This is a genomic window from Bacillus sp. EB106-02-03-XG38, assembly GCF_058792175.1.
Genome location: NZ_JBYTED010000004.1, coordinates 110,632 through 134,591 on the forward strand (window position 1 = coordinate 110,632; position 23,960 = coordinate 134,591).

Consider the following 23,960-nt stretch of genomic DNA (forward strand, 5'->3'; position numbering starts at 1 on the left):
TTTTATGGTCTTGGAGCATAAGTTGCTTGTTGACTAGGTAAATACGTAATTTCTTCTGGGAATTCCACATAATCTAAGTAAATCATAAGTAGTAAATAACGTTTCCCTGATTGTGGCTCACTAATTACAATATGATCACGACCAGCGGCTTCGATAATACCTGTATAAGATTGTGTACCGAGCGAACTGCCACGCTCATAAGTCATTACAACCGTAGCTTGCTTTCCCTTGTTTAGGCGAAGAATATTTTCAATATACGACTGTTCTAAAGGTAACATGCCTTGAGAAACAGCATATTGAGCTTGCGCAGCTTGAACCGCTTGTTGTTGCATCGCTTGCTGTTGTTGTTGTTGTTGTTGTTGCTGCGTCATTTGTTGCGGTTGCACATAAGTTCCAGATGGTTGATAGAAACCTGTTCCGTAATACGGATTTTGTTGCTGTGTCATTCAAAAATCCCTCCTCAGTATCAATCCTTAATATACGCTAGGACAATCCTCACCAGATGGCTGGAAGAAGCAGTGCTTTTTGAAGCGACCAGAGTTTTGTTGATTATACCAAGTTGGAGGACAAGGGCCTTCCGGTCTAAAAAACCATAAGGCAAAATTGGCAGGCCAAAAGCGTTGTCCTTGAATTGTTCGCCTTGCTAATGCGATATCTTGCTCCCTTGCTCGTTGATAAAAATATCCTTTTTGAGTTGCCTCAAAACCACCAGGGTTTTGATACACCATTTGACGTAAATTACGTATTTTTTTAAAATCTAAACAATTTCCGCGGACACGATTTACCCCAACATTTCCGACCATTAACATCCCCTGTTGTCCTTCTCCTTCAGCTTCAGCACGCATCAATCTAGCTAATAATTTAACATCTTCTTCGTTATAAGCAATAACACCCATTATGTGTCACCTCTCTTTTTGGAATACCTTGTGGAAAGAGGTTTATCTCTAGATGAAGTGTGTAACAATTACTAGTTCATACGTATGAGGAAAAGGACGCAGATATGACAACCAAACGAAGTTTTACATGGAGAGAAGAAAATAAAAAAGCTGGCGTGAGCCAGCTTTTTTATTAAAACACTTTAGACCATAAGTTTGAGAAGAAATCTCCAATAGAGCGCATTGATAATACAAACCAATTTGCTTTTTCAACTTCCTCTGTCGTTTTTGCAGTAACTTTCATACTTTTACTACCGTCTAAGAAACCGTATTTATCAGTTGATTCTAAAGTAATTGAGCCTACTTTGGCATCTTTCTTAATAGGAGCAACTAAATGTCCATCCTCAGCAAGGGATTTATCTACTTCAGTCCCAATTTTATAAGAATCTTTGCTACCCTTTTTCGCAATTACTGTTATTTCTTTTTCCGGTGTAACAGTGACTTGATCTTCTTTCCCTTTTACTACAGAGATTGTATTGTTTTTATCAACTTTTAGTTTTTGTTTTTCGAAATTATTAAATCCGTATTCAATTAATTCCCGAGATTCAGTGAAACGCTCGTCCATTGATTTTGTTTTTATAATTACTGAAATAAGGCGCAAGTCACCACGTTTTGCTGTAATAGTGAATCCGTATCCAGCAGTATCAGAACTACCAGTTTTTAAACCATCTGTTCCTTCATAAGAGAAAGCCGCACCTGGCAACATCCAGTTCCAGTTTTCCATACGAATTGGTTTCGGATGATTATCTGGGAAGTTTCTAAATCTTTGTTTTGTATCCTCTAGCATTTCTGGATACTTTGTAATCATTGCTTTTGAAAGCATACCCATATCGCGAGCTGACATGGAATTTTCTCCATTCGGATCCGTTCCTTCAGGATGTTTCCCTTTTAAGTCAGCGTTATTTAAACCAGTAGCGTTTACAAATTTATATTTCTTTAATCCTAGTTTTTTTGCATGTTCATTTGCAAGATTTAAGAAGTTTTTCTCACTTCCTGCAAGCAGTTCTGCTAAGGCAATACTAGATCCGTTTGCAGAGAAGATAACGATAGAATGATAGAGTTCTCTTACAGTATATTGACGTCCCTTTTCAAATGGCACGTTAGAGAATTCATTATTACGTGAAACTTCATAAGCGTAATCGGAAATGTTTACCTTTGTATCCCAGGTGATTTTTCCTTCTTTAATTGCTTCTAACACAGCATAAACAACAATTAATTTTGACATACTAGCGATAGCTAGTAATTCATCTGGATTTTGTTCATGCAGTATTTTTCCTGTATCTGCATCAAATAGAAGTGCAGCAGCTGCCTCAATGTGTATCTTTTCTTCGGCATGGGATGTTGTTACTCCTAAGGAAGAAATTGACAATAGAAGCATTAGTAAAATAGATAAGATTTTCTTCATATAGATTATCACCTTCGCATCGTTATTAGCATATAGCTCGTACCATTTTAGCATAAATTTGGATATAGAAAGGTTACAATTTTGTAAGGAATTTGAAAGGTATTTGTCGATTTTTGTTCAAATTTGTGGAGAAAAGAAGTTTTTTGAAGAGAAATATAGAGGGTAATAAAAAAAGGAACGAATTTCGTTCCTTTTTTACGATTTTATATGTGTAAAAATTTCTCTACTTTTTCGTCTGGTAAAATGTTTCCAACAAAAAATGTTCCAAATTCACCATAACGAGCGCTTACTTCATCGAAGCGCATTTCATATATAAGTTTTTTAAATTGAAGAACATCGTCAGCGAATAACGTTACGCCCCACTCAAAATCATCGAATCCAACAGATCCTGAAATAACTTGGCGTACCTTACCTGCGTACTGGCGACCGATTTTACTATGACTGTACATCATTTTTTTACGTTCTTCCATAGGAAGCATGTACCAGTTGTCATCACCTTGGCGACGCTTGTCCATTGGATAGAAGCAAATGTGATTTGCTTTTGGTAACTCAGGATATAAGCGAGCTAAGATTTGTGGGTTTTGGTATGGATCTTCATCAGCTGGAAGGTAGTTGCTTAGTTCAACAACAGATACGTAAGAGTATGCAGGAACCATATATTCAGCTAATGTTGTTTTGTTTAATTCTGTCTCAATTTCATTTAACTCTTCCATTGTTGGACGTAAAATCATAAGCATAATATCAGCTTTTTGGCCAACAACTGTATACATTGCATGACTGCCTTTTTTTGCAGTAGCTACTTCGTTCCATTTTTCAACGACATTTAAAAATTCAGACACAGCTTGTCCGCGTTCGTCGCTAGATAATGTTTTCCATGCAGCCCAATCAATAGAACGTAAATCATGTAAACAATACCAGCCATCTAACGTTGTTGTTGCTTCACTCATTCTATTCACCTCAGTTAATGATAGTTTTACACGTTAACTATAGCATATATAGTTTTAAAATCATCTATATAAAGCCTTGGCGCATAAAATTGTCACATTTGAATTTACTTAAAAATAGGAAGAGATAAGGCTTAAAGAGGATTTATTTCTATGCTGAATTTTATGAAAATATAATCATTTTCATTTTATCTATTTTTTGGGAGCTATAAGTTTAAAATAGAGAGGAAAAGCAGTATTCTTAAAGATAGAGTTTTTTTAACATATGTAGGAGGGTTTATTCGTGAGCAACTTATTTACAACAGTAAAAGAAAAAGTTCAAGGAAAAGGCATTTCTATCGTACTTCCTGAAGGAACTGATGAAAGAATTTTAGGCGCTGCAGAGCGTTTAGCAAAAGAAGAGTTAGTAAAACCAATCTTAGTTGGTAATAAAGAAGAGATTAGCGCAAAAGCTGCTAGCATGAATTTAACATTAGCAGGCGTTGATATTTACGACCCAGCTACATACGAAGAAATGGATGCAATGGTAGCATCTTTCGTTGAACGCCGTAAAGGTAAAGCAACTGAAGAAGACGCTCGCAAAATCCTTAAAGACGAAAATTACTTCGGTACAATGCTTGTATACATGGGCAAAGCACACGGTTTAGTAAGTGGTGCAGCTCACTCTACAGCTGATACAGTTCGTCCAGCACTTCAAATCATCAAAACAAAACCAGGCGTTACAAAAACTTCTGGCGTATTCATCATGGTGCGTGAAGAAGAGAAATATGTATTCGCTGATTGCGCAATTAACATTGCACCAAATAGCCAAGATTTAGCTGAAATTGGTATCGAGAGTGCGAAAACTGCTGAACTATTCGGCATTGATCCACGCGTTGCTATGTTAAGCTTCTCTACAAAAGGTTCTGCGAAATCTCCAGAAACAGAAAAAGTTGTAGAAGCAACTCGCATTGCAAAAGAAATGGCTCCAGAATTAACTTTAGATGGAGAATTCCAATTCGATGCTGCATTCGTACCATCTGTAGCTGAGAAAAAAGCTCCAGGTTCTACAATTAAAGGTGATGCTAACGTATTCGTATTCCCAAGCTTAGAAGCTGGTAATATCGGCTACAAAATCGCTCAACGCTTAGGTAACTTCGAAGCAGTAGGACCAATCTTACAAGGTTTAAATATGCCTGTAAATGACCTATCTCGTGGATGTAACGAAGAAGAAGTGTACAAGTTAGCTTTAATTACAGCAGCTCAAGCACTTTAATTCTATAATGAATTGAAATAAAGACCGTCGCTATTATAGCGACGGTCTTTATTTTTCTAAGCCAAGTGCTTTATTGTTACGATCAATAATACGCTGTAAATTCGTCTCATATAAAGGTATTTCATCTATTGTTAATTGAGATGGTGTTAACTTTGGAGCGAATTGCTGCAATGTTTGTAAAAGGCGCATCATTAAATCTTGTACGGTAATGGTTTCGCCAAGTAATTCTGAAAGTGAAGCCATCGTGCTCGGTACAATTTCAGGATACGTAAAACGTGTTTCTTCTCCTTGAATGGCTAGGTTGTAGAAATCACGAACGAGTGCGGCACGTTCAGAGCCACTGCCTGTCGCACATAAATAAATTTGGACAGCGACACCGCCGCGAATACGGCGCTGTGAAATGCCAGCAAATTTTTGATTGCGAATACTTAAGTCATAGCTACCAGGACAGTAAGAACCAACAATTTCTTTTGCCTCGATTGTAACATCGTAATCCTTTAACATTTCCTGAATTAAATGCCACATTGTATCGTATCCAAGGTCAATATCGATACCTTTTTCCGTCTCTTGGAATAAGAGTGATACGTTTAAAACACCTTCATCTAGTACGACTGCAAGTCCGCCAGAATTACGAACGATAACATTGAAGTTGTGTTCCTTTAAAAAGGAAATACCTTCTTCTAAGTGTGGTAGGCGTGAATCTTGAATGCCAAGAACAATTGTATTGTGATGAACCCAAGAACGCATTGTTGCAGCTGATTGACCGTTTCCGATGCTTGTGCATAATGTATCATCCATTGCGAATGACTGCAATGCATGGAATGTTGGTCCCAAACTAGACTGATCTACAATACGCCACTCTGGCTGAGATAAAATGGAACGGGAATTGCTCATATAACTAACCCCTTATCTTTAAAATGACAATCTCTATTATAGCAAAAAATGAAGAATGGAGTTTTCTCACATATAAAGGGAAAGTTTAAAGGTGAAATAAAAAAGGATGCATTACATGCATCCTTTCTATTCTGCAATTTTTTCTAAATTACCGTTTCGATCCATTCGGAAAGATGTTTGAGAACGTTCTTCGTCATCCATGACTGCCAACTTACGAGCGCGGTTCATAATGTTCATAAGTGTTTCGTAATCTTCTTGTACAGTATGAGATTGTTTTTCTAATTTTTCTAGTTTCTTTTCTAGTTCTTCATTTCGAAGGATTTGTGATTTGATTTCTTGTTTCAATCTCGTATTCTCGTTTTCAAGAGCTGTCACTTTTATATTTGAAGATCCGACTGTTTGTAAAAAATAAATAACATCTTGCATTGTCATAGGACCTTTTGCAGCAGGAACGGTAGTTTCTTGATATGGAATAGCTTCTTTATATTGTACAATTGATTCCTCTTGTACAAATTCTTCATAATCAGTTATCGAATCTGAAGCTGGTGGTGTATAAAGTAAACGTTTTTTCGCTTGTTCACCGCTTGCAGCACGCATTTTATCTTTACGATGTTTTTTTGCTAGTTGAAGAGCTTGTTCATAGCTATAGCGAACAACAGCATTCCAACGGAAACCACAGGCAGCCGATGTACGATTTAACCTGTCTCCTACTTCTTCAAATGCATTTAATTGTGTACTTCCTTCTCGAACGTGACGGAGTACAGTTTCAGCAAGTAATAAATCATCCTCATCCGTCCAAGCATCTTGTCTTACTTTCATAGATTCAACTCCCTTTCTTTTTATGAACTTCCTATTTTTATAATGGGCAAAAAAATGAGCTTTTATACAAAGCTTTTAAAAATATGGTAGATTTCGATGAAAGGGATAAAGTGAAACTTTAATCAGTGGGGGGCTTCATCCCCCTACTGATTATTAGCCCTCACCAATCGGACTTTTATGGGCAGCCCGACCCCCACCTAGCTTCTTTGCTTTCGCTGAATTTTGAGGTGGGGGTCTTACTGCCCATTAAAGCGGGATAAATTTTGCAAAGAATGAAGGAAGCTTCTGTAGGAGAGCATATAAATATGTAGCATTATATGAGGAAAGAGCGTCACAAGGAAACTTGCAACGAGCTTCAAAGAGCGGTAAAATACCATTTAGTGTTTATTTTTAAATGTACTTGAGAAAAGTTTAAAATAGAGGAAGTGTTATATAATGGGAAACGAATTTCGTGTGTGTGATGATTGTCAGGCAACGAACGTTAAAACGTTGATTCCAAAGCTGAAAAAAGTAGATTCATGTGCAACGATTGAAGTTGCATGTCAGTCTTACTGTGGCCCTGGTCGTAAAAAATCATTCGCATTTGTAAATAATCGTCCAGTTGCAGCGCCAACAGAAGATGAATTAATTGTAAAAATTGAAGCAAAGTTAAAGAAGTAAGAAAAAGAAGAGTGAACAGATTACTCTTCTTTTTTTATGCCCATAAGAGGAAGGATTTATTCTGAGAAAGCTTAATTGGTGAGGATAATAGTTAATGACATATAGGCATCACCTGTTTATTAAAGTGTCAACCTATATGAATTTGTATTTCAAAATAATAGTTGACAGTCTTTGGAAGCGGTAGGTAGAATAGAAGGTGTCTGATTCTGATAATCATTATCAGATGAAGAACGATTTGGCTAATTTTTTTAATACTATTTGAGAATAAATTTCATTTCATTAAATTAAATATATGTTGTTGGTTAGGATGGTTGAGGGATGGAAGCGAGCGCAAGGAATATAGAACAGCAAGATGTGAATGTTAAAGAGATTAAGAGCAGGCCGCTCATTGCTTCTATCATTTTAGTAGCAGGTACAATTTTGTTAGCTTTAAGCATGGCATTGTCTATTTCGTTTGGTGCTGCAGACATTAGTTTAAAGACTGTATGGCAAGCTGTGTTTCAGTTTGACGGTTCTATTACGCACCATAACGTAATTCAAGAACTTCGCATGCCTAGAGCAATAGGGGGCGTAGTAGCAGGTGCCTTTTTAGCAGTATCAGGGGCAATTATGCAAGGCATGACGCGAAATCCACTTGCTTCTCCATCGTTAATGGGGATTACAGATGGGGCTGTATTTGGAATTGCAATTATGTATGCATTCTTCCCTAATTCACCTTATTTAATGTTCGTTATCGCATCTTTTATTGGTGCTGCGTTTGGAGCGAGCATTGTATATGGAATTGGATCTTCTTCACCGGGTGGATTAACACCTGTGAAATTAGCTTTAGCAGGTGCAGCAATTAGTGCTTTATTAGGGGCCATTTCATCTGGAATTGCGCTATATTTCAACCTTGCCCAAGAGGTGAGTATGTGGAATGCAGGCGGAGTTGCTGGCGTGAAATGGGAAAGTATTAATATGTTAGTGCCGATTGGTCTAGTTTGTCTCTTTATTGCAATTATAATGTCGAGGTATATTACAATTTTAAGCTTCGGTGAAGAAATTGCGATAGGACTTGGTCAAAATACGACGTTAATTAAATTTATCGGGACAGTACTTGTTCTTGTGTTAACGGGTTCAGCAGTTTCTATGGCAGGATCGGTTGGATTTGTTGGTCTTGTAATCCCGCATATGACTCGTTTCCTTGTAGGCTCAGACTATAGATGGGTTATTCCATGTTCTGCGGTCTTAGGCGGGCTGTTAATTGAATGTGCAGATATGTTATCTCGCGTTATTAATCCGCCGTTTGAAACGCCAATTGGAGCAATTACAGCACTAATTGGGGTTCCATTCTTCCTCTACTTAGCACGTAACGAAGGGAGAGGAAAAATGTGAGGACAAGTGTCTTAACAAAAAAGAACGTTTCTATTTTAACAATTTTAGTAGGATTAATCGTTACTGTATTTTTAGTGAGTTTAAATACAGGGACATTTAAAATACCGCCAATGGACGTATTAAAGTCATTGGTTGGACTTGGGGCTGAAGATCAGTCTGTCATTTTATTTGAATTCCGTATGCCGCGTATGGTTATTGCTATATTAGTTGGATCTGCTTTAGCTATGTCAGGGGCGATTTTGCAAGGATTATCGCGAAACCCCCTTGCTGATCCAGGCATTATCGGTATTAACGCTGGAGCAGGGTTAACAGTCGTTATCTTCGTCTACTTTTTCTTTGGGAAAGTTGGGACTGGTACATTTTTATCTGTATTTATCCTTCCTTTCTTCGCGTTAGTTGGAGCGATATTAGCAGCGGTTATAATTTATTTACTAGCATGGAAAGACGGCGTTTCATCAACGAGATTAATACTTGTCGGTATCGCTGTTGCAGCCGGGTTTGGTGCTGTTAGTTTAATTTTTTCTATGAAGATGACATCTAACGATTTTCGTTTTGCTACGATTTGGTTAGCGGGAAGTCTATGGGGCACAGATTGGAAGTTTGTGTTAAGTGTACTTCCGTGGATGGTTATTTTCTTGCCACTTGCTATTAGTAAGGCTCACATATTAAATGTAATGAATCTAGGCGATTCTACAGCTGTCGGCCTTGGATTAAATGTAGAAAAAGAAAGACGTAAATTATTATTTATTGCAGTTTGTTTAGCTGGTGCATCTGTTGCTGTTGCTGGAGGAATTGGTTTTATCGGTTTAATGGCTCCGCATTTAGCGAGGCGCCTTGTTGGTGGTAAACATCAAATTATGCTGCCTACCGCTGCACTAATAGGGACGTTTTTACTTTTATTCGCAGACGTAATTTCAAGAAGTGTGTTAACAACTTCAGAAATACCAGTCGGTCTTGTTATTTCTGTAATTGGTGCACCATATTTTATATACTTACTTATGAGGACAAAATAAAGGGAGGCTTTTTGTATGGCAACTTTAGCAGTTGATGCGGTATCTGTTGGCTATAATGAAGGGTTAATTATTGATGGATTAACAGTTGAAATTCCGGAAGGGAAAATTACAACAATTATTGGACCAAATGGTTGTGGGAAGTCCACATTATTAAAAACGGCTTCTCGTATTTTGAAGGCGAAAAAAGGTACTGTTTATCTTGACGGAAAAGCAATCGAAAAACAACCCACAAAAGAAATCGCAAAGAAAATGGCAATTTTACCACAGACTGCAGAAGTGCCAACTGGCCTTACTGTGTTTGAACTCGTTTCATATGGACGCTTTCCTCATCAAAAAGGATTTGGAACATTGAAAGAAGAGGATTATCGCTACATACATTGGGCGCTTGAAGTGACAGGAATGACAGAATTCGCAAATCGTCCTGCAGAGGCGTTATCGGGTGGACAACGTCAACGCGTATGGATTGCAATGGCTCTTGCACAAGGGACAGAATTACTCGTATTAGATGAACCGACAACATACTTAGATATGGCACATCAATTAGAAGTATTAAACTTATTGAAAAAGTTAAATGAAGAAGAAGGAAGAACGATTGTTATGGTTATCCATGACTTAAACCATGCTTCTCGTTTCTCAGATCATATGATTGCATTAAAAGCAGGTAAGTTAATGAAACAAGGAACGCCAGACGAAGTGATGACGAGTGAAACACTTCGCAGTGTATTTGAGATTGAAGCTCAAATCGTTCCGTGTCCAGTAAACTGTAAACCAATTTGTTTAACATATGATTTAGCGATGATTAGTAATCAATTGCGTAAAAAAGCATAAGTAGAATCTCCCTCGTAAAGAGGGGGGCTTCTAATGGACGTTGAGCTTCTTATTAGTAAGTAGGAAGTTGAACACCCGTTAGAACGGGGCATAAACAACAATTAATCAATATATACTTATTAATTGTTAACCTTGTTTCTTATAGTTCATTGTAACTTATAAGAGAAATACAGCTAGAAGGAGTGGGAACATGAAGAATTTTAAAATGGCGTTATTAGCAATGGTACTAGTCGTTACTTCTGTACTATTTGCAGCTTGTTCTAACAAAGAAGAGAAGAAAGCAGATGCGAAGGATGCGAAAACTGAAGAGCGCACTGTACAACATGCAAAAGGGGAAATTAAAATCCCTGCAAATCCAAAGAAAATTGCTGACCTTAGTGGTTCAACAGAAGAATTATTAATTTTTGGTATGAAACCAATTATTACTGCTAATACATCTCAAGAAAAAATTGATGCACATATTGAAAAGAAATTAAAAGACGTAAAACCAGTTGGCTCTGCTTGGGGCGATAAAATTAACATCGAAGCAGTAGCTGCTGCAAAACCAGACTTAATTCTTGTAAACAATCGTCAAGAAAAGATCTATGATCAATTATCTAAAATTGCACCAACAGTTATGTTAAAAACTCCATTAGACCAATGGCGTCCAAAATTCGAAGAAGTAGGTCAAATCTTCGGTAAAGAGAAAGAAACGAAAGAATGGTTCAAACAGTATGATGAAAAAGCAAGCAAATTACATGACAAAATCGTTGCGAAAACTGGCGATGCTAAATTCATGAAAATGGCTGCATATCCAAATGCTTTCCGTGTATACGGTGACTACGGTTACGGTAGCGTAATCTTTAACGATTTAAAATTACCAGCAGTTAAAGGTACACCAACGGATAAACCATTAGTACAAGTACAAAAAGAAGCTTTAATCGATTACAATCCAGATTACTTATTCGTATTTACAACTGGTGACGGTTCTCAGCGTCTAAAAGAATTCCAAGAAGAATCAATTTGGAAAAATATGAACGCTGTTAAAAACAACCACGTATTTACAATTAAAAACGAAGACCTAAACAAAGGTTACTTCCCTCTAGGTAAAGAAATGATCTTAGATGAAGTTGCTGAATTCGTTTTAGGTAAATAATGTATAAAAAGAAATCACTTTTACTCTGGTAAAAGTGATTTTTTCTTTATATAAGGGCAATTAATATAGTCTTTCGTTTCTTTCTGTTTCCTATTTCGTTTATAATATATAGTAAGAATGCAGTAAAGAAAGGGGGATGTCGGAAGGTGGTATATTTAAACGACAAACTCAGCGAAACAAAAGTGTTTAAAGACCCGGTACATAAATATGTGCACGTGCGCGATCGCGTTATTTGGGATTTAATCGGAACGAAAGAATTTCAACGCTTGCGCCGTATTAAGCAGCTTGGAACGACATTTTTTACATTTCACGGTGCGGAGCATAGTCGCTTTACTCATTCGTTAGGTGTATATGAAATTATTCGTCGTATGATTGATGATGTGTTTGATGGCAGGCCGAATTGGAATGCTGAAGATAGATTGTTATGTTTATGTGCGGCATTACTTCATGATGTCGGTCACGGCCCGTTTTCTCACTCGTTTGAAAAAGTATTTTCATTAGATCATGAGAAATTTACGCAAAAGATTATCGTTGGAGATACGGAAATTAATCGCATATTAAGTCGTGTGGATAAAGAGTTTCCGCAAAAGGTAGCCGATGTAATCGGAAAAACATCTACTAATAAATTAGCGATTAGTATGATTTCTAGTCAAATTGATGCTGATCGTATGGACTATTTATTAAGGGATGCGTATTTCACTGGCGTAAAGTATGGAAACTTTGATATGGAACGTATACTACGTGTCATGCGTCCGTACGGCAATCAAGTAGTTATTAAAAATAGTGGTATGCATGCTGTTGAGCATTATATTATGAGTCGTTATCAAATGTATTGGCAAGTATATTTCCACCCGGTAACGCGCAGTGCCGAAGTTATTTTAACGAAGATTTTACACCGTGCAAAATCATTGCACGAGAAGTATTATACGTTTAAAAATCATCCGGTTCATTTTTATTCTTTATTTGAAGAAGAAGTAACAGTAGAGGATTATTTAAAGTTAGACGAGAACGTTATGTATTATTACTTCCAAGTGTGGCAAGACGAAGAAGATCCAATTTTAAGTGACTTATGCCGCCGTTTTATGAATCGAAACTTATTTAAATACGTAGAGTTTACAGATAAACACGGTTTAGATAATTGGATGGAATTAAGTAGCTTATTCAAAAAGATTGGACTTGATCCAGAATACTATTTAGTAGTTGATTCAACATCAGACTTACCGTACGACTTTTACCGTGCTGGTGAAGAAGAAGAGCGTCTGCCAATCTTACTTCTTATGCCAAATGGAGAGCTTAGAGAGCTTTCACGCGAATCGGATATTGTTGAGGCGATTACTGGTAAGAAGAGAAGGGATCAAAAATTATTCTATCCGCATGATTTAATCTATGAAGATGGAAGAAAAGGAAAATATAAAGAGAGAATCATCGAGTTACTAGAAGGGAAAAAATAAGAAGCAGCTAAGGGCTGCTTCTTATGAAAGAACTTGAAATTATTTGTCGCTTAAGCGTTTTCCACCAACTGCATAATGGTTTTTAGACATTTCTTCGATGAAAACAACGATGTTTTCTTCAGGAGCACCAGTTGTTTCGCTTACTGCTGCTGTTACTTTCTCAGCAAGAGCTTTCTTTTGTTCCTCTGTGCGTCCTTCTAGCATTTTCACTGTTACGTATGGCATATATAATCGCTCCTTTTATGTAAGTTACACTCTTATTATAGCGGATTATGGAGAAGAACAATCGAAAAAACAAATATTTTCTTTTTTTGACATATTGAAGAGGAGATGAAGCATGGATCAGTTATTTAGATATCCGTTGCACCAAATTCCGTTGGTAGCAATGGCGATTATTATTGCATTATCAGTGCATGAATTCGCGCATGCATATGTTGCATATAAATTTGGAGACGATACAGCAAAGAAGCAAGGCCGTTTAACATTATCACCGATGGCGCACTTAGATCCTATTGGGATGATTGCTGTATTAATTCTTGGTTTCGGTTGGGCAAGACCAGTTCCTGTTAACCCATATAACTTTAAAAGGCCACGTCTTGCAGGTATATTAGTTTCAATTGCAGGCCCAATTAGTAACTTAATTTTAAGTGCAATTGGTTTAATTATTTGGTATAGCCTATTAACATTCGGTGTATTAGACTCAATTCCATTTGCAGTAGCAGATACGTTAGCTCAATTTTTCCAGATTTTTATTATGCTTAATATTGTTTTACTTGTCTTTAACTTATTACCAATTCCGCCACTTGATGGGTATAGAGTCGTGGAAGATCTAGCACCAACAAATATTCGTTCGAAAATGACACAGTATGAAAAGTATGGAGCGATAGCGTTATTAATTCTTGTTATTACACCGCTTAGCAATTATACAATTCAACCTATTTTTAATGTTGTCATTCCATATGTATTTGCATTTTTAAACAGTATCATTGCGCCTATTTTTGGCCTTATATAATCATTAAGCGAGGAGGACTTTACATATGACAGAGAAAAAGAAAAAAATCGGTTTTAATATCGTGAAAAATGATTCAACAGATGGACACGGTGGTTTTGGCGTTGGAGCATTAAGTCTAGAAAACATTTCACCAGTATTTGTTGATGTATTAGAGAAAACAGCATTCGTTGATATTGGTGCGATGCATGCGCGTAGTACAGTCGAAAAAGGTATTAAGTTTTTAACAAATAAAGATGAAGTTCCAAACGGAAAACCATTTTGGCTTGTGTGGGTAACGATTGAAAGAACTGCAACAGGTGCTTATTATGCAGGTGTAACCGCTTGTGAAATGACAGTTGACCGTGAAATTCGCCGCGGATATAAATCACTTCCAGAGCACGTAAACAAAATGGATAAATCAATGAAGCGTCACATTATGGTTGACCATATGGATGAATCATCTAAAAAAGTACTTGGTACGTTCTTGAAAGAACATAATGAAGCGATTTGGAACGAATCTAGTGAAGAATTGCGCCGTGCATTATTAAGTGAATAAAAAATAGCTGACGGATACCCGTCAGCTATTTTTTTTTACCAAGGAAGATATTTTTTCCACCAACTTGTTTTCTGCTTTTCTTCGGTTGTCTTTTCAAAGTCCTCTTTGTCATCGACATGATCCATACAATATTCAGTTGGTTCTGTACCTTTTGCGAAATACATTTTAACTGAAATTGGACAATTTTTTGTAGCGATTTTCCCGTTTTCAGGGTTAATATCGACTGCAACGACGTCACTTGGTTGTTTAAAGTCTTTTTTAGGTTGTCCATCTAAGCCTTTTTCCATCGTATCGGTCCATATTCTTTTCGCATATCCTTGTTCTGCTACGTTTGAAATCGATTTAGGTTGATCATATCCAACCCATACACCAGTTACGATTTGCGGAGTAAACCCAATCATCCAACTATCCGTTTCAGTAGAACCAGATTTCCCGGCATATGTTCTTGATAGTTTAGATAACATCGATTGACCAGTTACAGCAGCATAACTGCTTAGCTTTTTATTAAACATGCCCGTCATCATTTCTTCCATCACAAACGCTTTGCTCTTATCGAGAATTTGTTTACTCTCCAAATGAGCATCGTATAACATATTTCCTTCATGATCCATAATGCGGCGAATGAAAATCGGCTTTACTTCTTTTCCACCATTTGCGAACATGCTATAAGCGTTAACCATTTCAATTGGTTTTACAGGAGATGTACCGAGAGCAAGAGAAGGGACGTCCTTTAATGCACTCTTAATTCCAAATTGTTTCGCCGTTTTTGTAAGGATATCGTCGCCTAAAAATAAATTTGTCTTCACGGCATATACGTTATCAGATACCGCAAGAGCTTGCGCCATTGTTACAAAATCATCTGCATAATAGTCTTTATAGTTTTTCGGTTTATACTTTGAAACACCGTCCCCTAAAGTAAATACAGTGTATTCGCTTTTTAGGCGCGTAGCAGGTGTAAATCCTCGTTCTAATGCCGCATAATATAGGAATGGCTTAAACGTAGAACCGGGCTGTCGAGCGGCCTGTGTAGCCCTGTTAAATTGACTCGCATTATAATCCGTCCCGCCAACAAGGGCAGCTACTTCACCTGTTTTTGGATTCATAGAGACGAGCGCCGTTTGTATGTTTGTTGTGTCAGGTATGTGATCTTTTACAGCTTGCTCTGCTACCGATTGTAATTTTGGGTCTAGCGTTGTATAAATACGCAGACCACCTTTTTGTAATGCTTGTTCATCCAATCCGATATCACGAAGAAGAGAAGCTTGTACAGCATCTTGGAAATAAGGTGCAACCTCTGCCACTTTTTTCGTATCTAATGAGGCAAAAGTTAGTGACTCTTTCTTCGCTGAAGTTGCTTGTTTCTTCGTAATATAACCTTGTTCTACCATTTCATCTAATATGAGAGCTTGTCGTCCCTTCGCACGATCCTCTTTTAAAAAGGGAGAATAGACACTAGGTCCTTTCGGGATACCTGCGAGCATACTAGCTTCTGCTAATGTTAATTCTTTTGCTGTTTTATCGAAATATAGACGGGACGCGGCTTCAATCCCGTAAGCACCATGCCCGTAATAAATTGTATTTAAATATCCTTCTAAAATATGATTTTTATTATAATTCACCTCAAGGCGGATCGTGTACATCGCTTCTAATAGTTTACGTTTCCACGTTTTATCATGATCTAAGTATAGGTTACGAGCATACTGTTGTGTAATCGTACTAGCGCCTTGGACTTTTGCCATCGCTTTTAAATCGGCAACAATCGCACCGGCGATACGCTTCATATCAAAGCCGTGGTGTTTGTAGAATCGTTGATCTTCTATAGATAGTGTCGCCTCTTTTACATAAGGAGAAATTTCATTGAGAGATACATTGTAGCGTTTTTGCATTTCATTACTTTGTCCTATAACAGTGTCATCATTAGCGTAAAAGACACTTGTTTGCGGAACAGCAACAGGAGGAGGTCCCATAATTTTTGCAACTATAATAATAACAAAAAAGGAAAAAACGAAAAAAAGAACAGAAGAAAACATTACGGTGAAGAAAAGACGTTTATATTTTTTAAGTTTCGGATTCATAGTTTGATCCATCTTTTTCAGCCCCTCATTCATACAAACATTATTGTATTAGTATTGAGGGTTTTCGGTTATTTTAAACAATGAATTTTCGAAAACAAAAAGCCCCTTCAATTAAGAAAGGAGCTCAAAAGCACGTGCTGGCCAATCAGTAATAATGACATCTACGCCGTAATCAATCATAGTTTGTAAATCTTTGTATTCGTTAATTGTATAAGGGCGGAAAACGTACCCTTGATCTTGTGCGAATTGAACAAATTCTTTTGTTAATAATTGAAAGTTTGGATGTAAACCAGTTGCTTCTCTAGTTTTTGCTTCGGCAATAGGATCAGCAAGTGGTGTGTCATATAAAATCGCCCTTGGAATTTCAGGAGCTATTTCTGCTAGTAATGAAACAGAGTCGTGGTTAAATGACGAGAATACAATTTGATTAGACAGATGGTATTCGCGAACGAGAGCAACAGCCTTTTCTTCAATATTTGGATAGTGAATAACATCCGTTTTTAATTCGATGTTGAGCTGTAACTTTGTCGTAGATAACCAAATGAATACTTCGCGTAACGTCGGAATTTTTGCTTCATGGAAAGAAGGGTCTTTATAGCTACCAGCATCTAAAGCCTGTAATTCCACTACCGTTTTTTCAGAAACAAGTCCTATGCTATTTGTTGTACGATCGACTGTTTCATCGTGAATCACGACAAGTTCACCATCTTTTGATAGGTGGACATCAAGTTCAATTCCATGGGCGCCGATACGTTCAGCTTCTTGGAAGGCAATCATCGTATTTTCTGGATGTGTTCCTTTTACCCCGCGGTGGGCGAATATTAGTGGTTTATTCATACGGAAATCTCCTTATCGTTTCTTTTCTTTCATTATGAAACTGCTTTTGGAAAAACACAATTGAATAGGGTAAACATTTACAAAAGTCTAACAGTTGCACAAAAGTTAACGTTAACGTAAAATGTAATAATCGAGTGAAGGGAGGAATAAACATGTATAAAATTGATGAAGTCACAAAGCAAGTTGGTTTAACAAAACGTACACTTCGTTATTATGAGGAAATTGGTTTAATTCATCCCCCTGAACGTAGTGAGGGGAACATTCGCCTGTATACAGACGAGGATATCGCCAGAATTAAAAGAATCGTGGAAGCGAAAGAAGTATTAGGGATTACGCTTCAAGAAATGCAACATTTCTTATCGTTAAAAGAAAGAATGGAGCAAAGAAGAAACAGTGAGAATCCTCGTGACCGCGAAGTAATTCAAGAAATTAAAGAGATGCTTGAAAAACAAGTGCAAACGCTAGACGAGAAAATGGAGCAAATGCAGCGTGTAAAGGCAGAACTTGAAGATAGCTTACATCGTGCAGTGACATTTTTAGATAGCACAAAAGGAGAATGATTAAAATGGAGAGCAAACAAAAACTAGGGAGATTGATTACGGTGGTTGCTACCTTCCTTGCCTTTTCAGGTATAGGGGTAGTCGATCCAATTTTACCAAGCATTGCTGAGCAAATTGGTGCATCGCATTGGCAAGTAGAGATGTTATTTACAGCATATATTTTAACGATGGCAATTATGATGTTACCAGCTGGAATATTCGCATCGAGATTTGGTGATAAACGAATGATGACGATCGGCCTTGCGATCGTGACTGTATTTGCGTTTATATGTGGTATATCGCAAACGATTGCTCAATTATCTCTTTTCCGCGCTGGATGGGGATTAGGAAATGCAATGTTCTTCGCAACGGCGATGACATTATTGATTGCATTAAGTAAAGAAGTTCATGAAGCAGTAGGATTGTATGAAGCGGCTATCGGTTTAGGGATGGCAGGCGGACCGTTATTAGGCGGGATATTAGGTGGACATTCTTGGCGTTACCCATTTTTTGCGACGAGTATTTTAATTTTCTTAGCATTTATTTTAGTTTTCTTTTTTGTAAAAGAACCGGAGCGAAAAGTGAAGCGTAAAGCGGCAGGCGTAGGGGAATTACTTAACTTGGTTAAATATAAACCGTTTATGCAAGGTGCGATTTCAGGAATGTTATACTACTACGGATTTTTCGTTGTGTTAGCATATTCACCACTTATTATGCATTTATCTGCTATTCAATTAGGATTTGTATTTTGTGGATGGGGATTAGCGTTAGCTTACGGTTCTGCAATTTTGGCCCATAAGCTAGAAGGTAAATATGAGCCAAAAACATTGTTGAAAGGCAGTTTACTCGTATTTGCGCTTTTCTTAATCGCGCTATTCTTTGTGAAAATTATGTGGTTACAAATAGTATTAATTGTTCTATCAGGATTAGCATCTGGATTAAATAATGCATTATTTACAAGTTATGTAATGGATATTTCACCTTATGAAAGATCTGTTACATCAGGTGTTTATAACTTCGTTCGTTGGTTAGGTGGCGCGATTGCTCCCATCTTATCAGGAATCATTGGTCATACTGTTTCACCACAAAGTCCATTTTTAGTCGGTGGAATTGTTGTGTTAGTCGGTTGCGTAATGCTTTTAATTCCGATTCGAAAACCGGTAGAAGTAGAGAGAAAAGCCCTTTCTTAAGAAAGGGTTTTCTTTCCTATTACAGGGCAATCCCTTTTCTTATATATGTTAGAACCCTCTGACTAAAATATATTTTCGGTATTTTTGTACTTTTAACTATACTTTTTGGATGTTTTGTTTTATTTTTGTTAGGGGACATTAATGATGTCCCTATTATAAATTTGCATTGAAAGGCGTGATTGTACGATGGAACTATGGTTCACTGAAAAACAAACAAAACATTTTGGGATTACGGCGCGTATTAACCGCACATTACATACGGAGCAAACAGAATTCCAAAAACTTGATATGGTTGAAACGGAAGAGTTCGGAAACATGCTTATTTTAGATGGCATGGTTATGACAACAGAAAAAGATGAGTTCGTTTATCATGAAATGGTAGCGCATGTACCTTTATTTACACATCCAAACCCTGAAAACGTATTAGTTGTAGGTGGTGGCGATGGTGGTGTTATTCGTGAAGTGTTAAAACACCCAAGCGTAAAGAAAGCAACTCTTGTTGAAATCGATGGAAAAGTAATTGAGTACTCTAAACAATACTTACCATCAATTGCAGGCGCATTAGATAATGAGCGTGTAGAAGTAAAAGTAGGAGACGGTTTCCTACACATCGCAGAAAGCGAAAATGAATATGACGTAATTATGGTAGATTCTACTGAACCAGTAGGACCAGCAGTAAACTTATTTACAAAAGGCTTCTACGCTGGAATCTCTAAAGCGTTAAAAGAAGATGGTATTTTCGTTGCACAAACGGACAACCCTTGGTTTACACCAGAACTAATTACAACTGTGTTTAAAGACGTAAAAGAGATTTTCCCAATTACTCGTTTATACACAGCGAATATTCCAACTTACCCAAGTGGTCTTTGGACGTTCACAATTGGATCTAAAAAACATGATCCATTACAAGTAAGTGAAAAGCGTTTCCACGAAATCGAAACGAAATACTACACAAAAGAATTACACAATGCAGCATTCGCATTACCGAAATTTGTTGGCGATCTAATTAAGTAAGAGAATCGTATCGAACAAATAAAGTGTAAGTAGCTCATTTAAGGTGTTTGTCCAGAAGACTTGAACATGCTAGCTATTTACACTCCTATAAAGAAAATCGTCTTCTTGTTATGAAACAGAAGACCCGGTAAATCGAGAAAGAGGAGCAACTCGCTCCAAATTTGAGAAATAATGAAAGGTTGGGATACCTTAAGTTCCACATAAGGAGGAAAAGAATATGCGTTTTGATGAAGCTTATTCAGGTAAAGTATTTATTAAAAGTCATCCAAGTTTTGAAGAGTCAAAGGTAGTTATTTACGGGATGCCTATGGATTGGACAGTAAGTTACCGTCCAGGTTCTCGCTTTGGCCCTGCACGTATTCGTGAAGTATCAATCGGTCTTGAAGAATATAGTCCATATTTAGATCGTGAACTAGAAGAGGTAAAATATTTTGATGCGGGTGATATTCCATTACCATTCGGAAACGCACAACGCAGCTTAGACATGATTGAAGAGTATGTATCAAAACTTTTAGATGCCGATAAGTTTCCACTAGGTCTTGGCGGTGAGCACTTAGTGTCTTGGCCAATTTTTAAGGCAATGGCAAAAAAATATCCGGATTTAGCAATCATCCATATGGATGCTCATACTGATTTACGTGAGTCGTATGAAGGGGAGCCTTTATCCCACTCTACACCTATTCGTAAAGTGTGCGATTTAATTGGTCCGGAAAACGTATATTCTTTCGGTATTCGTTCTGGAATGAAGGAAGAATTCGAATGGGCAAAAGAAGTAGGTATGAACTTATATAAATTTGACGTATTAGAACCGTTAAAAGAAGTATTACCGAAACTTGCAGGACGCCCAGTTTATGTCACAATCGACATTGACGTATTAGACCCAGCTCATGCTCCTGGAACAGGAACGTTAGAAGCTGGAGGTATCACATCTAAAGAATTATTAGATTCCATCGTGGCAATTGCAAATTCAAATATAAATGTAGTTGGAGCAGACTTAGTAGAAGTGGCTCCTGTCTACGACCATAGTGATCAAACACCAGTCGCAGCAAGCAAATTCGTGCGGGAAATGCTGCTCGGTTGGGTAAAATAAAAGCGGAAGCGGCTCGATCATTCTAGCCGCTGCAGCTAGATAAAGTAAAAGTGAAGCCGACTGTTTAGACCCGGTGACTAAGGTTCTAGGAGGCGTAACTGGATAAAATAAGAGCCTTCTATATGAATAGGGGGCTCTTGTTTTGTCGATATATTTAAAAAATCGCCGATATAATTTTATTTACTGCCACGCAACATAAAAAAGAGCTATTCTCAAACGATGAGAATAGCTCTTTTTCTTATGCAACCTTTTCTTCCGAAGTAATGCCGCGAATTTCATCAGCAGAACGAATTGGATATTTACGGAACACGATTGATCCGATGTATCCAACAATCGTGGTAACGATTCCACATAATACAGCAGCAATCGTTACTTTTACAACGTCATTAAATCCGAATAAGACAAGAAGTCCTGGGATTGGTGATGCTGTTCCTGGTGCATTATTAACGAGCTGGAATAGCGATGTAATAATACCAGCAAGTGCACCGCCAACAAAGTTTGTAGCATAGATTGGGATTGGATTTGCTGAAACAACATCGGCTTGTGTTAAAGGCTCGATTGCTACAGCGATTGTGTCTTTCTTTGAACAAATTTTTAATCGTTTAAAGAAAATAAAGTTCATTGGGGCTGAGGCTGCTACGGCAAGACTACCGATTGCCATTGGTAAGCCTGTTAATCCAAGCATTGCAGTTAGTGCCATAGAACTCAGTGGAGAGGTAGAAATAACTGTTATTAATCCACCAAGCATAATACCCATGATAATAGGGCTTTCTGTAGTTGCAACTGAAATCATAGAACCAATTTTACCGAGCGTTGCGTTCACGAGCGGATCCATAAGCATTGCCATGCCGCGTGAGATTGGTGCAGCAATAAATAAAATTGCTAAAAACTCTACACCAGCCGGTAATTTCTTTTCGAGAAATTTCACGACGAAGGCGCAAACGTATCCGGCGAAAAATCCTGGTAAAATACCGAATCCACTAGTAGCGATACCGATTAAAACAGCATATACGGGTGAAACACCGATTGCTAGAGCGACTAAAATCGCTGCTGCGACACCGCTCATACTACCAGAAGCTTCCCCTACTGATTGTAAAAAGTCGTTATGAAACATTTCTCCACCGATATAACGGTGAAATGCTTCAATAAGAAAACTTGCGATTGCTGCATTAGCTAAAGCACCCATTGCTTTCATGCCGTAAGGAGCACGGTAACTAAAAAGTGTAAATAGACAAAGTACAACAAGTAATAGTGCTAAACCTTGCAAGATAGCCATTTGAAAACTGTCTCCTTTGATTTTTGTAATAAAAATTCGTATCATTCAATAATAATATAAAAGTTTGTTAAACGGAAAAACTTTTTGCCCGGAAATTGCTGTAAGGTGAAAATGCCTTACAATAATGTAAGGAAAGTGTAAGGCATTTAGATAGAGTATAGTATGTCATTTTTCGTATAATACAAGTATAGATATATGACTTGAGAAAAAGAAGTGCAAACAGGAGGCGCATGTATGAAATTGGTAATTAAAGTTTTAGCTGTATTCGCCATTATTCTAGGTGGAACAGCGTATTATTTGAACACAAAAACAGAAGGTGTACATGCTTTTGTAGACAACTTCTTTTCAAATAAAGAAATACAAGATTATTATGCGGTTATAGATCAAGGTGAGAAAAAAGACGGTGAATACTTGTATACATTTAAAGGGTATACAGAAGACGGAAAGTTACAAGTTGTGAAAAGAATGATGAACCGTGAATTGCATACGGGAGCGTTTATAAAAATTTATGCAAAAGGTATGCAAGGAAAAGGATGGGCTGAAATCCCGAAAGAATCAATTCCGCAAAAAGCGTTGGAAAAAATAGAAAAACCATAAAAGGAGCGAATCGTTCGCTCCTTTTTTAGTGCGTTAAAATGGTGATAGATGTGTTTTCTTTGTTAGAAATGATTTTTGCACGCCCACCAATTGGGAAAGTGAAAATCGGGGTTGTATGCCCGAAACTTGCGTTTGCAATGATAGGGATATGTGCAAGTTCAGGTTTTGAAGCAATCATTTCTTGGATGTCTTCTATCGTACATTCTGCACCTTTTTGCATCTTTCCTATAACGATGCCTTTTACGTACTCAAAATCTTGCTGTTGCATAAGAGAATGTAAATAGCGATCAAAAGTTTTCAGGGTAGCTTCTCCCGTCAAACTATCCTCCTCAAGAAATAAAATTTTCCCCTGTAAGCTTGGCATATATGGTGTACCTTGTAGCAAGTTTAAAGTGCTCATATTACCACCAATAATCCCTCCAGTTGCTTCGCCTTCGTGAATCGAAACATATCCCTCATTCTTAATAAACTCTCGATTTTCCTGATCAATGTACCAAGAATCATCACTCCATGTTTCAGATGGTAGGACTTCAATAGGATCAGTAGAAGTTAAGCAATGTAAAAAGTAATCGTTCGTATACTCGAGACCTTTCTCCATTCCAAATGAAGAGAAATGGGGTCCTGAATATGTAACGAGCCCTGTTTTTGCGTAGATGGCATTATTTAAAGCGGTAATATCAGAATAGCCACAGAAAAATTTCGGGTTTTCTCGAATTAAATCATAATCGAGATGTTTTAATAAGCCATTAGAGTTATATCCACCAAGTGTCGTCAAAATGGCTTTTACATTCGGGTCTCTAAATGCCTCGTGGATGTCTTGAACGCGTGAAGAAATAGAAGAGGAAGCAAATCGATCGATCTCTTCAGCATATGTTGAGAATGTAACTTGAAAGCCCATGTCGGTTAATCTTCTGATAGCAAGCTCTTGGCACGTATTTGAGACGATACTTAAACTACAAGATGGTGAAATCACTCTAATTTCATCACCTGTTTTTAATTTTCTTGGTAGCATTTAATTCACCTCTTAAAATGAAAGAATATTTAGATTTAAAAAATATTTTATCATATGAAATAAAGTGAAA

General features: G+C 37.4%; 25 protein-coding genes. 14 read left to right on the forward strand and 11 right to left on the reverse strand.

Annotated elements, in window-relative coordinates; genetic code table 11:
* Positions 1 to 2 precede the first annotated feature (2 nt).
* The 4 genes from gerQ to hemQ all read right to left on the reverse strand — a co-directional run bounded on the left by gerQ (position 3) and on the right by hemQ (position 3,287).
* Complete coding sequence (gene gerQ / locus AC3WTI_RS19325; protein WP_087959137.1) at positions 3 to 446, reverse strand: spore coat protein GerQ; 444 nt, start codon at positions 444 to 446, stop codon at positions 3 to 5.
* Between the two features lie 27 nt (positions 447 to 473).
* Entirely contained in the window at positions 474 to 896 is a 423-nt protein-coding gene (gene cwlJ / locus AC3WTI_RS19330; RefSeq protein WP_000538160.1) for a cell wall hydrolase CwlJ, read from the reverse strand.
* A gap of 172 nt (positions 897 to 1,068) precedes the next feature.
* A complete protein-coding gene (locus AC3WTI_RS19335; protein ID WP_087959138.1) occupies positions 1,069 to 2,340 on the reverse strand; it encodes a serine hydrolase in 1,272 nt (423 codons plus the stop codon).
* A 203-nt stretch (positions 2,341 to 2,543) separates the two neighbouring features.
* Complete coding sequence (hemQ, locus tag AC3WTI_RS19340) at positions 2,544 to 3,287, reverse strand: hydrogen peroxide-dependent heme synthase (protein ID WP_001287595.1); 744 nt, start codon at positions 3,285 to 3,287, stop codon at positions 2,544 to 2,546.
* A gap of 280 nt (positions 3,288 to 3,567) precedes the next feature.
* Here hemQ and pta point away from each other — a divergent pair, with 280 nt between their 5' ends.
* Positions 3,568 to 4,539 (forward strand): phosphate acetyltransferase, encoded by a 972-nt coding sequence (gene pta, locus AC3WTI_RS19345; RefSeq protein WP_000067215.1) that lies wholly within the window; start codon positions 3,568 to 3,570, stop codon positions 4,537 to 4,539.
* A 48-nt stretch (positions 4,540 to 4,587) separates the two neighbouring features.
* Here the strand turns inward: pta and lipL are convergent, their stop codons facing one another.
* Both lipL and AC3WTI_RS19355 read right to left on the reverse strand, forming a co-directional pair.
* Positions 4,588 to 5,433, reverse strand: coding sequence for an octanoyl-[GcvH]:protein N-octanoyltransferase (gene lipL, locus AC3WTI_RS19350; protein WP_087959139.1), 846 nt, complete (start codon positions 5,431 to 5,433; stop codon positions 4,588 to 4,590).
* A 126-nt stretch (positions 5,434 to 5,559) separates the two neighbouring features.
* Positions 5,560 to 6,252, reverse strand: coding sequence for an RsfA family transcriptional regulator (locus AC3WTI_RS19355; RefSeq protein ID WP_087959140.1), 693 nt, complete (start codon positions 6,250 to 6,252; stop codon positions 5,560 to 5,562).
* A gap of 435 nt (positions 6,253 to 6,687) precedes the next feature.
* On the opposite strand from AC3WTI_RS19355, the gene AC3WTI_RS19360 reads away from it, so the two are divergent.
* From AC3WTI_RS19360 to AC3WTI_RS19385, 6 genes are all read left to right on the forward strand, one after another.
* Complete coding sequence (locus AC3WTI_RS19360) at positions 6,688 to 6,912, forward strand: YuzB family protein (protein ID WP_000526074.1); 225 nt, start codon at positions 6,688 to 6,690, stop codon at positions 6,910 to 6,912.
* A 318-nt stretch (positions 6,913 to 7,230) separates the two neighbouring features.
* A complete protein-coding gene (locus tag AC3WTI_RS19365) occupies positions 7,231 to 8,286 on the forward strand; it encodes a FecCD family ABC transporter permease (protein WP_087959141.1) in 1,056 nt (351 codons plus the stop codon).
* Entirely contained in the window at positions 8,283 to 9,299 is a 1,017-nt protein-coding gene (locus tag AC3WTI_RS19370; RefSeq protein ID WP_076541340.1) for a FecCD family ABC transporter permease, read from the forward strand. The genes AC3WTI_RS19365 and AC3WTI_RS19370 overlap by 4 nt, the downstream gene beginning before the upstream one ends.
* 15 nt (positions 9,300 to 9,314) lie before the next feature.
* Entirely contained in the window at positions 9,315 to 10,127 is an 813-nt protein-coding gene (locus AC3WTI_RS19375) for an ABC transporter ATP-binding protein (protein ID WP_000212064.1), read from the forward strand.
* A 190-nt stretch (positions 10,128 to 10,317) separates the two neighbouring features.
* Positions 10,318 to 11,262, forward strand: coding sequence for an ABC transporter substrate-binding protein (locus AC3WTI_RS19380; protein ID WP_000787739.1), 945 nt, complete (start codon positions 10,318 to 10,320; stop codon positions 11,260 to 11,262).
* A gap of 146 nt (positions 11,263 to 11,408) precedes the next feature.
* Complete coding sequence (locus AC3WTI_RS19385) at positions 11,409 to 12,713, forward strand: HD domain-containing protein (RefSeq protein WP_087959142.1); 1,305 nt, start codon at positions 11,409 to 11,411, stop codon at positions 12,711 to 12,713.
* A 39-nt stretch (positions 12,714 to 12,752) separates the two neighbouring features.
* On the opposite strand, the gene thmT is transcribed toward AC3WTI_RS19385, so the two are convergent.
* Positions 12,753 to 12,938 (reverse strand): 2-hydroxymuconate tautomerase, encoded by a 186-nt coding sequence (gene thmT / locus AC3WTI_RS19390; protein ID WP_001147171.1) that lies wholly within the window; start codon positions 12,936 to 12,938, stop codon positions 12,753 to 12,755.
* Positions 12,939 to 13,050: 112 nt separating this feature from the next.
* Between thmT and AC3WTI_RS19395 the strand changes: the two genes are divergently transcribed.
* Both AC3WTI_RS19395 and AC3WTI_RS19400 read left to right on the forward strand, forming a co-directional pair.
* Positions 13,051 to 13,725 (forward strand): site-2 protease family protein, encoded by a 675-nt coding sequence (locus AC3WTI_RS19395; RefSeq protein ID WP_048528008.1) that lies wholly within the window; start codon positions 13,051 to 13,053, stop codon positions 13,723 to 13,725.
* A 25-nt stretch (positions 13,726 to 13,750) separates the two neighbouring features.
* On the forward strand, positions 13,751 to 14,260 hold the full coding sequence (locus AC3WTI_RS19400) for a YwhD family protein (protein WP_000136683.1): 510 nt from the start codon (positions 13,751 to 13,753) through the stop codon (positions 14,258 to 14,260).
* 35 nt (positions 14,261 to 14,295) lie between these two features.
* Here the strand turns inward: AC3WTI_RS19400 and AC3WTI_RS19405 are convergent, their stop codons facing one another.
* Entirely contained in the window at positions 14,296 to 16,347 is a 2,052-nt protein-coding gene (locus AC3WTI_RS19405) for a transglycosylase domain-containing protein (protein ID WP_097841601.1), read from the reverse strand.
* Between the two features lie 99 nt (positions 16,348 to 16,446).
* Positions 16,447 to 17,172, reverse strand: coding sequence for a glycerophosphodiester phosphodiesterase (locus AC3WTI_RS19410; RefSeq protein WP_087959144.1), 726 nt, complete (start codon positions 17,170 to 17,172; stop codon positions 16,447 to 16,449).
* Between the two features lie 152 nt (positions 17,173 to 17,324).
* Here AC3WTI_RS19410 and AC3WTI_RS19415 point away from each other — a divergent pair, with 152 nt between their 5' ends.
* The 4 genes from AC3WTI_RS19415 (at position 17,325) to speB (ending at position 21,005) form a co-directional block, all read left to right on the forward strand.
* The gene (locus AC3WTI_RS19415) at positions 17,325 to 17,732 is read left to right on the forward strand and encodes a MerR family transcriptional regulator (protein WP_000276565.1); all 408 of its coding nucleotides are present in this window, start codon (positions 17,325 to 17,327) and stop codon (positions 17,730 to 17,732) included.
* 5 nt (positions 17,733 to 17,737) lie between these two features.
* Positions 17,738 to 18,901, forward strand: coding sequence for an MFS transporter (locus AC3WTI_RS19420; RefSeq protein ID WP_097841603.1), 1,164 nt, complete (start codon positions 17,738 to 17,740; stop codon positions 18,899 to 18,901).
* Between the two features lie 186 nt (positions 18,902 to 19,087).
* Positions 19,088 to 19,915: a polyamine aminopropyltransferase gene (speE, locus tag AC3WTI_RS19425; protein WP_144488445.1), complete on the forward strand. Its 828-nt coding sequence runs from the start codon at positions 19,088 to 19,090 to the stop codon at positions 19,913 to 19,915.
* A gap of 217 nt (positions 19,916 to 20,132) precedes the next feature.
* The gene (gene speB, locus AC3WTI_RS19430) at positions 20,133 to 21,005 is read left to right on the forward strand and encodes an agmatinase (RefSeq protein WP_001209831.1); all 873 of its coding nucleotides are present in this window, start codon (positions 20,133 to 20,135) and stop codon (positions 21,003 to 21,005) included.
* A gap of 238 nt (positions 21,006 to 21,243) precedes the next feature.
* On the opposite strand, the gene AC3WTI_RS19435 is transcribed toward speB, so the two are convergent.
* The gene (locus AC3WTI_RS19435) at positions 21,244 to 22,281 is read right to left on the reverse strand and encodes a PTS sugar transporter subunit IIC (RefSeq protein ID WP_000996323.1); all 1,038 of its coding nucleotides are present in this window, start codon (positions 22,279 to 22,281) and stop codon (positions 21,244 to 21,246) included.
* A 234-nt stretch (positions 22,282 to 22,515) separates the two neighbouring features.
* Here AC3WTI_RS19435 and AC3WTI_RS19440 point away from each other — a divergent pair, with 234 nt between their 5' ends.
* The gene (locus AC3WTI_RS19440; protein WP_087959147.1) at positions 22,516 to 22,878 is read left to right on the forward strand and encodes a YxeA family protein; all 363 of its coding nucleotides are present in this window, start codon (positions 22,516 to 22,518) and stop codon (positions 22,876 to 22,878) included.
* A gap of 25 nt (positions 22,879 to 22,903) precedes the next feature.
* On the opposite strand, the gene AC3WTI_RS19445 is transcribed toward AC3WTI_RS19440, so the two are convergent.
* Positions 22,904 to 23,890 carry a S66 family peptidase gene (locus tag AC3WTI_RS19445; protein WP_087959148.1) on the reverse strand — a complete coding sequence of 329 codons (987 nt, stop codon included), beginning with the start codon at positions 23,888 to 23,890 and terminating at the stop codon, positions 22,904 to 22,906.
* Positions 23,891 to 23,960 lie beyond the last annotated feature (70 nt).

What these genes read in the sequence shown, in the direction of transcription:
- gerQ (WP_087959137.1), bottom strand. Translation starts at nt 446, where the DNA reads ATGACACAGCAACAAAATCCGTATTACGGAACAGGTTTCTATCAACCA.
- cwlJ (WP_000538160.1), bottom strand. Translation starts at nt 896, where the DNA reads ATGGGTGTTATTGCTTATAACGAAGAAGATGTTAAATTATTAGCTAGA.
- AC3WTI_RS19335 (WP_087959138.1), bottom strand. Translation starts at nt 2,340, where the DNA reads ATGAAGAAAATCTTATCTATTTTACTAATGCTTCTATTGTCAATTTCT.
- hemQ (WP_001287595.1), bottom strand. Translation starts at nt 3,287, where the DNA reads ATGAGTGAAGCAACAACAACGTTAGATGGCTGGTATTGTTTACATGAT.
- lipL (WP_087959139.1), bottom strand. Translation starts at nt 5,433, where the DNA reads ATGAGCAATTCCCGTTCCATTTTATCTCAGCCAGAGTGGCGTATTGTA.
- AC3WTI_RS19355 (WP_087959140.1), bottom strand. Translation starts at nt 6,252, where the DNA reads ATGAAAGTAAGACAAGATGCTTGGACGGATGAGGATGATTTATTACTT.
- AC3WTI_RS19360 (WP_000526074.1), top strand. Translation starts at nt 6,688, where the DNA reads ATGGGAAACGAATTTCGTGTGTGTGATGATTGTCAGGCAACGAACGTT.
- AC3WTI_RS19365 (WP_087959141.1), top strand. Translation starts at nt 7,231, where the DNA reads ATGGAAGCGAGCGCAAGGAATATAGAACAGCAAGATGTGAATGTTAAA.
- AC3WTI_RS19375 (WP_000212064.1), top strand. Translation starts at nt 9,315, where the DNA reads ATGGCAACTTTAGCAGTTGATGCGGTATCTGTTGGCTATAATGAAGGG.
- AC3WTI_RS19380 (WP_000787739.1), top strand. Translation starts at nt 10,318, where the DNA reads ATGAAGAATTTTAAAATGGCGTTATTAGCAATGGTACTAGTCGTTACT.
- thmT (WP_001147171.1), bottom strand. Translation starts at nt 12,938, where the DNA reads ATGCCATACGTAACAGTGAAAATGCTAGAAGGACGCACAGAGGAACAA.
- AC3WTI_RS19395 (WP_048528008.1), top strand. Translation starts at nt 13,051, where the DNA reads ATGGATCAGTTATTTAGATATCCGTTGCACCAAATTCCGTTGGTAGCA.
- AC3WTI_RS19400 (WP_000136683.1), top strand. Translation starts at nt 13,751, where the DNA reads ATGACAGAGAAAAAGAAAAAAATCGGTTTTAATATCGTGAAAAATGAT.
- AC3WTI_RS19405 (WP_097841601.1), bottom strand. Translation starts at nt 16,347, where the DNA reads ATGGATCAAACTATGAATCCGAAACTTAAAAAATATAAACGTCTTTTC.
- AC3WTI_RS19410 (WP_087959144.1), bottom strand. Translation starts at nt 17,172, where the DNA reads ATGAATAAACCACTAATATTCGCCCACCGCGGGGTAAAAGGAACACAT.
- AC3WTI_RS19415 (WP_000276565.1), top strand. Translation starts at nt 17,325, where the DNA reads ATGTATAAAATTGATGAAGTCACAAAGCAAGTTGGTTTAACAAAACGT.
- AC3WTI_RS19420 (WP_097841603.1), top strand. Translation starts at nt 17,738, where the DNA reads ATGGAGAGCAAACAAAAACTAGGGAGATTGATTACGGTGGTTGCTACC.
- speE (WP_144488445.1), top strand. Translation starts at nt 19,088, where the DNA reads ATGGAACTATGGTTCACTGAAAAACAAACAAAACATTTTGGGATTACG.
- speB (WP_001209831.1), top strand. Translation starts at nt 20,133, where the DNA reads ATGCGTTTTGATGAAGCTTATTCAGGTAAAGTATTTATTAAAAGTCAT.
- AC3WTI_RS19435 (WP_000996323.1), bottom strand. Translation starts at nt 22,281, where the DNA reads ATGGCTATCTTGCAAGGTTTAGCACTATTACTTGTTGTACTTTGTCTA.
- AC3WTI_RS19440 (WP_087959147.1), top strand. Translation starts at nt 22,516, where the DNA reads ATGAAATTGGTAATTAAAGTTTTAGCTGTATTCGCCATTATTCTAGGT.
- AC3WTI_RS19445 (WP_087959148.1), bottom strand. Translation starts at nt 23,890, where the DNA reads ATGCTACCAAGAAAATTAAAAACAGGTGATGAAATTAGAGTGATTTCA.